At 64.6% G+C, this 12893-nt stretch carries 8 protein-coding genes and 1 pseudogene; 2 read left to right on the forward strand and 7 right to left on the reverse strand.

The features are described from left to right. Positions 1-130 precede the first annotated feature (130 nt). The gene (locus AC1DZV_RS16425; RefSeq protein ID WP_476954135.1) at positions 131-2545 is read left to right on the forward strand and encodes an HAD-IC family P-type ATPase; all 2415 of its coding nucleotides are present in this window, start codon (positions 131-133) and stop codon (positions 2543-2545) included. A gap of 231 nt (positions 2546-2776) precedes the next feature. Beyond that, positions 2777-3121: a DUF302 domain-containing protein gene (locus AC1DZV_RS16430; protein ID WP_476951234.1), complete on the forward strand. Its 345-nt coding sequence runs from the start codon at positions 2777-2779 to the stop codon at positions 3119-3121. 576 nt (positions 3122-3697) lie between these two features. Here the strand turns inward: AC1DZV_RS16430 and AC1DZV_RS16435 are convergent. The 7 genes and pseudogenes from AC1DZV_RS16435 to AC1DZV_RS16465 all read right to left on the reverse strand — a co-directional run. Continuing rightward, positions 3698-4637: pseudogene (locus AC1DZV_RS16435) on the reverse strand (integrase core domain-containing protein); the annotation flags it as partial. 653 nt (positions 4638-5290) lie between these two features. Beyond that, entirely contained in the window at positions 5291-6697 is a 1407-nt protein-coding gene (locus tag AC1DZV_RS16440; protein ID WP_459384572.1) for an FAD-binding oxidoreductase, read from the reverse strand. 88 nt (positions 6698-6785) lie between these two features. After that, the gene (locus tag AC1DZV_RS16445; protein ID WP_476954132.1) at positions 6786-10052 is read right to left on the reverse strand and encodes a BTAD domain-containing putative transcriptional regulator; all 3267 of its coding nucleotides are present in this window, start codon (positions 10050-10052) and stop codon (positions 6786-6788) included. A 219-nt stretch (positions 10053-10271) separates the two neighbouring features. Further along, positions 10272-10703: a DUF1003 domain-containing protein gene (locus AC1DZV_RS16450; RefSeq protein WP_028277982.1), complete on the reverse strand. Its 432-nt coding sequence runs from the start codon at positions 10701-10703 to the stop codon at positions 10272-10274. 43 nt (positions 10704-10746) lie between these two features. Then, positions 10747-11178: a winged helix-turn-helix domain-containing protein gene (locus AC1DZV_RS16455; RefSeq protein WP_476954133.1), complete on the reverse strand. Its 432-nt coding sequence runs from the start codon at positions 11176-11178 to the stop codon at positions 10747-10749. A gap of 71 nt (positions 11179-11249) precedes the next feature. Then, on the reverse strand, positions 11250-12551 hold the full coding sequence (locus AC1DZV_RS16460) for a dicarboxylate/amino acid:cation symporter (RefSeq protein ID WP_476954134.1): 1302 nt from the start codon (positions 12549-12551) through the stop codon (positions 11250-11252). A 207-nt stretch (positions 12552-12758) separates the two neighbouring features. Then, a partial coding sequence (locus AC1DZV_RS16465; RefSeq protein ID WP_476954136.1) for a hypothetical protein occupies positions 12759-12893 on the reverse strand: 135 nt, incomplete at its 5' end.

Here is a 12893-nt window from a genome sequence, read left to right on the forward strand (position 1 = left end):
TCGGAGGGTGAAGGCATACCGCCGGCGCAAGAGACAAGCCTTTCTGCATCGGCGTGCGTCCCCGGCAGCCAAACGCCGGAAGGCCGCCGCCAAGCGCCAGGCGGCCGCCAAGGGGCTGTCGCAGGGGGAGGTGGCTACGCGGGTCGAGCGCGGGCTTACCAACCGCGTGCCGGACACCACTAGCCGGAGCCTGTGGCAGATATTCCGGGCCAACGTCTTCACGCTCTTCAACGCAATCGTCGGCACGAGCTTCCTGCTGCTGTTGTTCCTGGGGCAATGGCGGGATGCCCTGTTCGGCCTCGCCGCTGTCAGCAATGCCGTGATCGGCGTCGTCGAGGAATACAGGGCGAAAAAGTCCTTGGACCGGCTGGCTGTCCTCAACGCCCCGCTTGCGCGGGTCTTGCGCGAGGGTCAGATCCACGAAATCGCCACGGCCGACGTCGTAAAAGATGACCTCCTGGTGTTGCGGGCCGGGGATCAGGTCACTGCCGACGCTGCCGTACTGGAGTCGTCCGGCCTCGAGGTGGACGAATCGCTTCTCACGGGCGAAGCAGACCCGGTGGGTAAGGATGCGGGGACGGAAGTACTCTCCGGATCGATCGTCGTGGCCGGCCACGGCAACGCCCAGGTTGTCCGGGTCGGAGCGGCGTCGTTCGCGAGCCGGCTGACGGCAGATGCGCGACGCTTCTCACTGGTGAACTCCGAGATCCGCAACAGCCTCAACCGTGTAATGCGCTGGATCGCCTGGATCCTGCTGCCCGTTGCCCTCATCGTGCTCAACGGCGAGATCCAGGCGCGCGGCGGCTGGCAGACCGCCATTTCCACCGGTGCCTGGACCCCCGCACTCGTGGGACTTATTGCCAGCATGATCGCGATCGTCCCGCTGGGACTAGTGCTGCTGACGAGCGTGGCCTTCGCCATGGGCGGACTCCGGCTGGCTAAACACAACGTACTGATCCAGGAACTCGCCGCTGTCGAGGGACTGGCACGCGTAGACGTACTGTGCATGGACAAGACCGGAACCCTCACAGAAGGAGGACTGGTCTTCGACGCGGTTCACCCGCTGGCGCCGCAACCGGGATGGGAGCAGGCCCTCGCATGGTTTGGCGCCGAACCCGAGGCAAACGCCACGGCACGCTGCCTGAGCACGGCCTTTGAGGATGATGGCGGCCTTCAACCCGTCCGGACCGTGCCGTTCTCCTCCGCCCGGAAGTGGAGCGGAGTCAGCTTCAACGGGAGCGCCCGCGGTGCGCGCACCTGGATTCTCGGAGCACCGGAAATGATGCTTGTGCAGGGCGACGACGCAGCCGCACGTCTGAAGCCGTCGATCTCGGCGCCCGACGGCGCAGTACCGCGCCAGAGCGACGTCTTGCGTCAGGCCGGCGAACTGGCCGCATCAGGGCTGCGGACCCTGCTCCTGGCCGGCGCGGATCAGTTGCCAGCCAATGGGAAGGTGGAGCAGCTGCCGGGGTCGCTCCACCCTGTGGCGCTGCTGACCTTCCGGGAACAGCCGCGCTCCGATGCCCGGGAGACCCTCAAGTTCTTCCGGACCGAAGGGGTCGGGTTGAAGATCATTTCCGGCGACGATCCCCGCACCGTTGCCGCCATTGCCCGCAGGGTTGGCCTGGAGGTCACGGAGGGCTTCGATGCACGCTCACTGCCGGAGGACCCGCTGCATCTGGAGGAGGTGATGGAATCAAACATGGTGTTTGGCCGAGTGACGCCGGCCCAGAAGAGGGCGATGGTCGAGGCGCTCCAGCGCAGGGGACATACTGTGGCCATGACCGGCGACGGCGTCAACGACGCCCTCGCGCTCAAGACGGCCGACCTTGGCATCGCCATGGACTCCGCGGCGCCCGCCACCAAGGCAGTCGCGCGCCTGGTATTGCTCGACGGCCGCTTCGACCGGCTTCCCGGAGTCCTCGCTGAGGGCCGGCAGGTCATCGCCAACATTGAGCGGGTCTCCAGCCTCTTCCTCAGCAAAACGGTCTATGCGACCGCCATCGCGGTGACCTTCGGGCTCCTGCAGTGGACGTTTCCGTTTCTTCCCCGCCAGCTATCCTTCACGGACGGCCTGACGATCGGAATCCCGGCCTTCTTCTTGGCGCTCATGCCGAACCCGCGCCGCTATCAGCCCGGATTCCTGCGCCGGTCCCTATGGTTCTCCGTCCCTGCCGGACTGATCGTCACGGCTACCCTGCTCACACTGAACGCATTCGCGCCGCTGGCCGGCACGGCAACGTCCGAACAAGTCAGCAGCGCCTCTGTGCTGACGCTGTCCATGGTCGGACTGTGGATCCTTTCGGCTGTGTCGCGCCCCCTCAGCGCGGCGCGCCTGGCCGTGGTGTTGGCCATGAGCGCCTCCCTGCTGGTCTCGCTCAACCTCCCGCTCGTGCAGGAATTCTTCCTGCTTTCCCGGCCACCCGGCGGGTTGTTGCTCGCGGCCGTGGCGTGCGGGGCCGCCGGGGGCCTCGGAGTCGAGGTCCTGGCGCGGGTCCACGCCCGGGCCTTCCCGCAACAAGGTCCGGTGGTGAAGAGCGGTTAAATGGGCTCATCAATTATTAGCGTTATGTCCTCAACCGAAGGGGCTGGAAGCCCTGCAAACATAGGTGTGGTCCAGACATCTTTTGCCGGGGAACCATGGGAGCCCCAGCGACCCAGACTGGCCTGTTCAATCCGGGCACTTGGAGGGCCTGTATTTTCCGGGGATAAGGGGGAATTCGGCGCCGCGTTCACAGGCGGGGGCGGTGGTGCAGGAGGGTTGCACACAGCACCGATGCGAGGAATATCTCAGGAGGCACTCCTCGGCCAGGGCTTCGGGGTAATCTCTGAAATCGATGTCCGCTCAACCTTCGAGACCAAGCTCGGGGAGGAGAACGGACAGGCCTTGGGCGGCTACCTCATCCCGGGCGTCTGCAATCCCGCCCTGGCCCAACGCGCGCTCACCGCGGAACCGGACATGGGGCTGCTCCTTCCCTGCAAGGTCGTCATCCGGCGCGGCCGCGACGCCAACGCGACCGTCATCCAGACGATCGACCCGCAGACGATGGTCCGGCTCACTACACCCCGGCCATCGCCCTGGTCGTCGCTGAAGCCGATGACCGCCTCCGGGCCGCGCTGAAAGAGCTCCAAACCGCGTGATGGCCGGCCGGCCTCCGGACCGGATGCTCCTTGGAAGCGGAACGGTCGCCCCGCCACCCCGCGCGCATCGGAGTCCGGCTGGCCGCCCCGGCATTCCCCTCGTTGCAGGCTGCGGTCATTGGTCTGAGGTCTTTGATCCGTCCAATTCGGGGGAGTGCACAATGTGCACACTTTGGGCTTGGGACCGGGTTGTGTGATGTCTCGGGACATGGGTGACGGTTCTGTATCAGGACATCGGTGACATTTCGTGTATCAGGACATCGGTGACGGTTGGGGATTTTTTCGCCGTGAATCCGGGGGGCTTGCCGTTTCCGACTGTTTTTGTCCCGGCCTGTGGACGGGGGTAGGACGTGATGTGGGTGCCCTGGTCATCGAAGAACTGGATTGTCTCGGGGTCCCAGAGCGCGTGGATGCACTGCCGGGCGTAGGGTTTGCCGATCATGTAGACCACGCTGTTGATCGTGACTCTGCCGTTGGGGTAGGCGATGCGGGTGGCCTGGCCGCTGCCGTGGGTGCTGTCCTGGGTGAGGGTCGGGACGGGTTTCGGGTGGGGTGGCTCGGCGACCGGTGTGGCGGCCCATGCTTGTTGCGGGGTGATCCGTCCGGGCAGGCCCTGGTGGGGGCGTTCGGTGTTGTAGAGCTGATCGAACGCGTCGACCTGTTCCTGAAGCTGTTCAAGGCTCCCGGCGAGGGGTTGTTTGTCCAAGAAACGGAACAGGGTCCGGTGGAAGCGTTCGTTCTTGCCCTGTGTGGTTGGTTTGTACGGTTTCCCGGTGATCGCCTCGATCCCCAGGGAGGTAACGTACGTGAGGAGTTGGCCTTGGCGGCCTCGCCGTGAAGGGTTCAACGCGGCCCCATTGTCCGTGAGCAGTTTCTGGGGCACCCCGTGCGCGGTGATGCCCTTCTTCACCACCGCGATCGCGGCCTCGGATGTTTCCCCGGCGGCGACGTGGGAGGCGACCGCGAAGCGGGAGTGGTCATCGATGAGCTGGAAGATCACGCATTTACGGCCGCCGGTGAGGACGTACTCGGGTCGCGTCCAGCTGCCACAGACAGTTCGGGGCCGGGTAAACGAACCGGCGGTACGCGGCCCGGGGCTTCTTCCGCGGCTCCAGCCTCGCGACACCGCTTTCACGGAAGATTCTGGCCAGCGACGCAACCGAGGGCACCGGTTCCAGGCCCATGGATTTCATTTTCTCGAACACGCTGATCGGTCCGTGGACCAGGCCCGAGCGCTCCAAAGCCGCCCGCACCCGCAGTGCCTGCTCCTTGGCCTCCTCACCGATCTTGGACGGGCTCGTGCGCGGCCGGCGGGACCGCGGTTCCAACGCTGCAGCCGGGCCCTCGGCCCGGGCCCGGCCCAGCAACACGTAAAACGTCTTACGGGAGATGCCATGCTCGGCACAGAACGATGTCACAGCACCACGCGGCGGATCATCCGGCCACTGCGAGATCGCTAAACGGACACGAGGATCAACAGACTCAACTCCACTCATCCACCAATCAGATCGGCAGAAGTGTCACCACCAAGAACCTCGGAACTGTCACCATTGACCTGACAAAGAACTGTCACCTATGTCCTGCGACATAACACTTGGGACCGGGTTGTACCTAGGTCGGATCGGCCCGGATTCCGAATGTTTCCGCGGAAGCCCAGTATTTGCGGGGGAGGGAATGCAGTTCGAGTCCCACCTCGGGCACGGCATTCCCCCTCGCCAGAGGGGGTTATTGCTTTAACGTATGTACATTAATCCTGCCCGGGTCCCTCTGATGCTGTCCGTGGCTCGTGCCTGGCGCCGCGGTGGCCTGTGAAGTTGTGTGGGGGACGGGGTCAGGTCCCTGGCTGGTGGGCCCTCCGCCTGATGTGGGGTCATTCGGGTCTCCTTCCTGGCTTGTTCTGAGGGTCGTAGTTGGCCTTGTACCTATTCATGCCGTGGGGTTGTTGTGACGATATGACCTGCGGGGATTTTTTGAAGATGTTTTTCTCCCGAGTCCTTGTTTACCGGTGGCTTGGGGGAAGGCTGGAACACCGCAGCAACTGACCGGCGTTGCCGGTCAGTTGCCGGGGGATCGAGGTGCCTCGGGCGCCGGCTGTCAGGTTGCTTCCCGATCCTCGCTCGATCATCCACTCCTCACGCAGGCAGTGCTGTCACACCGTGGGGGCGATGTTCTGGTTCAACCGGAATAGATTGGTGGGGTCGTATTCGTTTTTCAGTTCCACGAGCCGCCGGTAAGTATCCGCCGGGTACGAAGCCCGGACGAGCGCCGTATTCGCTTCACCTGTGAAATTCACGTAGGCCGTCACATCCGGACCGAGCGCGGACGTCACGCCCCGGGCCCATTCGACGACATCCGCGAAGCCTTCCGCCGTCGGCGTGCGCGCAACAACATTGACGATGAATTCCTGGTCGCGGAGTGCGAAGGCCGTTGCTTCGGCCGGAACCCGGCCGACCGCGCCACCAAGGTGGTGCAGGTGAATCTGCGTCATGGCGCTGGGCAATGCCGCAAACGAGTCCAGCAGCACGCGCACGGACGCGTCGTCGGCGGCGCGCAGAAATGCCGAGCGGAAATAGTTGTGCACGCCCCGCGGGTACAGCGGATCGAGCGCCTGCTGCCACCCCGCGTACGGGTTGGCCGCGAAGACATCGGCGATGACCGTGCCCAATGACCGGAAGGGCGCGGTGGCGGCCTCGCCGGCATCGAGATCGCCGGACCAGCACCCTCCCACAGCGATGACCGGCTTGCCGTGCACTGATTCAGGCAGGAACGGGACCGGTGGCGCCATGGTCATGTTGACCAGCGTGGTCAGCTCATCGGGGGCCGCCGCGCAGGCCGCCCGATAGCCGCGCAACACCTGCTCCGCCTCTTCTGCGGGGTAGAAAACCAGGCCGGAAAGGACGATGGGCCCCACTTCGTGCAATTGATACTCGAAGGACGTCACCACACCGAAATTGCCGCCGCCGCCGCGCAGCCCCCAGAACAAATCGGGGTGCTCATCGGCACTGGCGTGAATAAACTGCCCGTCAGCAGTGACGACGTCGGCGCCGACCAGGTTGTCGCTGGCCAGCCCGTGCTTGCGCACGAGCCAGCCGATGCCGCCGCCGGTGGTGAAGCCGGCGATGCCGGTCGAGGACACCAGGCCACCGGTCACCGCTAGCCCGAATTGCTGGGTCTCTGCATCCACGTCCTTCCAGGTACACCCTGCCTGTGCCGCCACCCGGCGTCGGGCAGGGTCCACCTGGACCCCCTTCATCAGCGAAAGGTCCAGCACGATACCGTCGTCGACGGTGGAAAATCCGGGGATCGAATGGCCACCGCCGCGAACCGACAACGGCAACCCCTCGCTGCGCGCGAAATCGACCGTGCGGATCACATCTGCGACACCCGCACAGCGTGCGATGAGCGTCGGGCGCCGGTCGTGGGCCCCGTTCCAGATGCTTCGTTCGTGGTCGTAGTCAGCGTCCCCTGGCCGGACGACCGTGCCGCGCAGCCCGGCGGCGAACTCGGCGATGGTGGCCTCTCCGATGCGGGTCGGCCTAGTCTGCGTCGTTGTCACGATGCGTTCCTCCTGATTGCTGTTGGTTTGTCAGATCCATTTGTCAGATCCATTTGTCAGATCCAGGAATCACGCTAGTGAACCGTACTCAACGAGCACTCAACGCCGTCTCAACATCATCATCCGAGTCCCGCCTACGCAGTGCGGCCAGCCGCTGACCGGCGATGAGGCATCTCGTTCGGTCGAAAATCGCCCCAGCCCTGTCAATTTCGCGGGCCGCCCGATGCGGGTCGCCGAGCTCGTTGGAAAGCTCTGCCACCATCAACCGTTGCCAGCCAGTGTGTCGCCGCCAGGGGGCGACCTTTTCCGCTGCCTGCCTGTACATTTCCCGCGCTGCCCGGACCTCCCCGGAGATCAGTTCGGCGGCACCGAGAATGGTCAGCGTGGCGCCCATCCCCACCTGATCTCCCGCGGACTCGAACCCTGAAAGGCAACGCCGAGCGTCCGTCAGGCCGCGGTCGAAATCACCACCCATGGCGCGGAGCAGGGCGATATTAATCTCGGTCAGCAGCTCGCCGCGTCGGTCGCCCAAGCCGAGCCGAAGCTCCCGCGCCAAGGAAAGAGCCTCATCGGCCGCGCTGTGGTCGCCACAGTCGCGCAGAATGCAGCCAAGTTGGTGAAGTGTCTGCGCCCTCGCCAGGTCATCACCTAACTCGGCGAAATGTTCGGCTGCATCCGTGATGACGGATATCGCAGACGGCGTGTCTCGCGAAAGCCTGGTCGCGTAGCCGATCGCGGACAGCACGTAGCCTTTGGCTTGGATAACGCCAACCCGCCGGCCCAGCAGCAGGGTCTCCTCGACGCAGGGGACCAACCGACCGGCGATCGGGACCAGTTGCAGGCTGGGAGTGATCACAGGCAGGAAGGGTGGGGTGCTGGTCTCAGACTGTGCGAGTTCGCTCAGGCAGGTGTTTAGGTGACGGGCGGCGAGTGGTCCGTCCTCCCGGGACAACGCGCACTGGCCGAGCAGCCAACTGCTGGCAGCGCAATGTTCGGGTCTGCCACCCTCGAATGCCTCGGTGTGCACGTCGGCTGCCAGCTGTTCGGCCTCGTCCAAGTCGAAAGTGCTCCAGGCGAGCGAGGTCTGAATGAGCCGGGCCATCGCCACCTCGTCGGGGTTGCCGATCTCCCGCATGATTGCCAGGGCCTCCGCGCCGAGCGCCCGATGCCGGTCGCCGCGGCCCTGCCGGCTGTCCAGCCCGGTCAGGCCGATCAGAGCAGCCGCGCGAGGCCGGGTCGAGTCGGGAGCCACCGCCAAGGCACGCTCCACCCAACGTGCTCCCTCGACCGCGTGACCGCGGAGGAACCAGAACCGCCACAGGCTGGCCGCGAGCCGGAGCGCGGTCTCGGGCTCGCGGGCGCACGACCAGCGCAACGCAGCGCGCAGGTTGTCGTGCTCACGGTCGAGCAACTTCGGCTGTTCGATGACCACCCCGGTGGCCCGTTCGGGATTGTGGGATTCGGCGACGGCAAGGAAGTAGGCGCAATGCGCAGCCGCCAGTTGAGCCGCCTCACCTGCATGATCGAGATTCTCTTGGCCAAACTGGCGGACCGTCTCCAATTGCCGGTATCGGGTCCCGGCGCCCCTCCTTTCGGTGACCACCAAAGACTTGTCCACCAGCTTGGCCAACAGGTCGAGCAGTTCGATCTGCTGGAGGGGCGCGTCAGCGCAGACTGCTGCCACAGCGTCGAGGGTGAAACCACCCGCGAACACAGACAGCCGGCGCAGCAGAACCTGCTCCGGTTTGGTGAGCAGTTCGTGGCTCCATTCCAAGGTGCCACGCAGCGTCTGGTGCCGCGTGACGCCGCTGGTTCCCCCGCCGAGCATGGACAAAGCATCGCCCAATCCCTGGACGATCTCGGCGGGTTCGAGTACGGCGGTTCTGGCCGCGGCCAATTCCAGGGCCAGCGGCATCCCGTCGAGCCGTCGGCACAACTCTGTCACCCCCTGCGCGTTGTCGGCGTCGAGCGCGAAACCCGGCCGGACCTGCGCTGCCCGCTCAACGAAAAGCCGGACAGAGGGCAGACGGCCCAGCACGGCCAGGTCGGGAGCTTCGGTCCGCAGGGGCGAGGGCAGGGGCAATGACGGCACCCGGTAGGTGTACTCCCCGTCGGCATGGAGTGGCTCCCGGCTGGTGGCGAGCACTCTAACCCCAGGGGATCCGTCCAGTAGCGCGACGACGAGATGCGCACATGCCGCGAGCAGGTGTTCGCAGTTGTCCAGCACGAGGAGCAGCGAGCGTCGCCGCAGTTGGTCGACCAGCGCTTGGACGCGGCTTGGTGCCGCGCCGGAATCCAACCCGAGGACCTCGGCTACGGCATCGGCCACCAGCAGCGACTCCCCAACGGCCGCGAGGTCGACGAACCAGACTCCGTCCACGTACTCAGGACGAACTCTCTTCGCGGCCTCCAATGCCAGTCTGGTTTTGCCGCTGCCGCCAGCCCCGGTAAGGGTGAGCAGGCGAGCATGGCCCATCAGCCGCTCGACGTCAACGAGTTCACGCTCGCGCCCGATGAAGCTTGTCAACGGGGATGGCAGATAACCGATGGCATCGTCTTTGCCGGTCACGCCGGCGGCCCGGTGGAGGCGCTCTTCGGGCGGCGAGCCGGTCAACAGCTCGCGAAACAGTCCCGTCGTCCGGGTGTCCGGGTCGGTCCCGAACGCGTCGAGGAGTTCGTCGACCAGCCGCTCATATCGTGCCAATGCTTCCGACCGCCGGCCCATCCCAGCCAGCACCACCATCTGCGCGCGCACGGCCCCCTCGTGGATGGGATCGGATTCGAGCGCACGGGTGAGGATGACCAACGCTTCCTCCGGTGCGCGTTGCGCTACCGTGGACGCCAGTTTCACCAGTACCTCGAGATGGATTTCCCGGAGCTCATCGCGGCGTGTCGTCAGCCAATCCGCATCCGGCAGCTCCGGCAGAAGATCACCACTGTACAAGTCGGCCGCATCGCGCAGGCTTGCCTCGACGCCTGCAGCCAACGCTGCCACGGCCGAACGCTTGAACTGCAGGACATCGACATCGACCGGGCCAGTGTCATCCAGCACGACCACTTCACCGCGGATGACGAGGAGCCCGTCGCTGCCGGCTCCAGCGCTAGCGAGCGCACGGCGGGCGACGTATAGGGTCTGATGCAGATTCCGTGCGGCGGCCACCGGCTCCATGTCAGGCCACAGACGGTCCAGTACCTGCTCGCGACGGCCACGCTGACCACGCGCCAGCGCCAGCATTGCCACCACGGCCTTTGCCTTCTGCAGCCGCCAGTGGTTGTTCTCGACGGCGTTCCCGTCGACGTACACGATGAACGAGCCGAGAAGCTGGATGCGCAACCCGCTTTGGGTAGGCTTCATGGTTCTTCAGTATCCGCTCGCCAACCGGCGTTGTCGAACAACGAAATTTCCCACACGCGCCCTGCCTTGGCTCACTCTGTGAGCGGCCCATCAGTAGCAAGCAAACCACCAGAACCACAGCAGCCAATCGCCCCCGTCCGGCTCGATTCCGACAACCACCGCCGCCGGCACACTGCCGTGGGAAGTCGCCAAAAACCTCGGCGTCTCTGTACCTACCCTCTACCGGTGCGTCCCGGCAACGGACGCGGGCAAGGTTCTGAGTTGCTGAAGTTCGCGGAGAATCTCCAACTGCTGGCAGTTAATGTCCATCAGGAGATCGATCTCCTCCTTGGACTTCAGGTTCGTAGTGTAGTCATGCTGGGCCATGGCCCCGGCGATGGCATCCTGGCGTTTGGCGGCGATGAGCAGAATTGCTCCTTGCAGACCGGCCAGCATGGACAGAAAGAGGTTAAGAAGTATGTAGGGGTACGGATCCCAGGCATGGGTCGCCAGCGCCCAGGTGTTTATGGCGGCCCAGACCAGCATGAAGGCGATGAAACCTCCCACGAAAGGCCAGCTCCCCATCCCGTTTCGCATGAGGTCCGCGGCCTGCTGCCCGCGGGTGAGGGAAGCCTTGTGCTTGTCGTGCCAGGTGTTCGGTTCTCCGGTCATCCTCCACCCTAACCAGACCTGGCGGCTGGGACGTGCTTCTCCGTTAGTCTGCGCCATGAGTCCTAACCCTCCGGTGCCGTCGGATCTCCCGGCACCTGCCTGGCGCCGCGATTGCGGCACCGTGATCTAAGCCCGGCATGCTGCACGATCTTTCGGTCCTGAAACTGCGAGGTTGGTTAGGGGAGAGGACATGAGATTSCGGCCGTAAAGACACGGCGGACGACGGCGKGAAACGACCCCTGGCTCCGGGGGAAATGTTGGAACGGACGATCGAAGCGCTCTCCAGCGCTGCCAAATGGTATCTGACTGCGCCTCGCGAGGACGCGATGCCGTCGCTGATGTCAGCTACTTTGCTTGCCCCATGGTTTGCCAGGTAGTCGATGATTTGTGATTTGATCGGTGCGTTTCTCGCTCTTTTCGTCCGCTCAATGCGGTGCACGTCCATCGGGCTCTGGACTTCAAAGTCGGCTGTCATTGGCGATGGCCTTTCATCCGGTGTGAGGGTAGGTTCGCTGGTTGAAAATTGGTTAGCCGAGCGGGATCCGGTCAGTGCCTCGAAACGAGCTCAGGCTCCCTGCTGTCTTCAGTGACTTCCGCGTCTTGGGAGGCTTCCGCGCGTGACGCTTCGAGGAGGGACGTGGACTTGTCGTGGTTCCGGCCGATCACCGCCGTGGCGATGGCATTTCCCAGGATGTTGGTGGCGGTGCGCCCCATGTCCAGGAGCTGGTCGATCACCAGCAGGACACCAATTCCGGCGGCGGGGATGCCGAAGGCTGGGACCACGGCGGCTACGACGACGAGTGACCCGCGTGGCACGCCGGCCATGCCCTTACTGCTGAGCAGGAGCATTGCGGTCATCGCGATCTGCTGGCCAAGGTCCATGTCGATGCCGTAGGCGTTGATCAGGAAGACCGACGCGAAGGTCATGTACATCATGGAACCGTCCACGTTGAACGAGTAACCCAGGGGCAGCACGAAACCGGTGGTGCGCTTTTCGATGCCGAACTTGGTCAGGCCTTCAATGAGCTTGGGCAGGGCGGCTTCACTGCTGGAGGTGGCGAACGCGATGACCATGGGTTCGCGCACTATCCGGACCAGTCGGAAGGCCGCCCGTCCGAGGAAGGCGACGGCGACGCCGACCATGATGACCCACAGGGCCGAGAGAGACACATAGAACCCGCCGATGAACGACGCGTAGGTGGCAAACGCATCGAGACCTTGGGAGGTGAAGGCCGCTGCGATGCCGGCGAAAACGCCGACGGGCGCCGCCAGCATCACATACCCGGTGACCTTCAGCATGACGCCCATCAGTTCGTCGATGGCATCGGCGATGGAGGAGCGGCCCTTCTTCAGAAGGTTCAGCAGGGCGATGCCGAAGAGGGCGCCGAATACGAGGATCTGAAGGGGGTTGTTTTCGGTCAGTGCGGCGAAGACGCTCGTGGGAATGATGTGGGTGATGAACGCCTGGTAATCGAGGGGCTTCGTTTCCATCCCCGCGTCGCCTCCCGGCATTAGGTGGAGCCCGTTACCGACGTTGAGTACATGGGCCGTGATGAAGCCAAATGCGCCCACCAGGACGGAGGCGGACAGGAACCAGATCATTGAGCGGCCAAAGAGCTTGCCCACGCCGGCGGATTTGGCCGCTCCTGCGATGCCGGAGACGAGGGTGGCGAAGATCAGCGGGGCAATGATCATTTTGATGAGGTTCAGGAACATGTGCGTCACGGTGTCGAGGACCGCCACGACGGATTCGCGTGTGTCTACCGGCAGCAGCCAGTGGAAGAGCAGACCGCTGAGGATTCCGAACAGGAGCGCTGCCAGGATCCACATCGTTGATTTGTTTTTCATAGTCAGTCCTTGGGTAGAGGCCGGGTTGGTGGCCCGGTGCTGGAACGGTCCTCGTCATCGAGTTCCGTTTTCTCTGTAGTCGATCGGGTTTTTGGGCACGACGGCGTGCCCCTTGCTCCCTGGTCGGGCGGGGTCGTCGGTCTGCGGGTGGGCCCACTACCGCAGGGTTCCCTAACCGAGCTTGCGAGGTCAGGGAGCGGTTGGGGATTATTTGGTGAGGTTGGCCAGGCGGTGCGGGCTGAGGAGCTCGGTGAGCTGCTCGTCGGTGAGCAGGCCGTGTTCGAGCACTAGTTCCGCGACGCCCTTGCCGGTGGCGAGGGCTTCCTGGGCGATGGCCGTGGC

This window comes from Arthrobacter sp. P1_D12 (genome assembly GCF_056406175.1).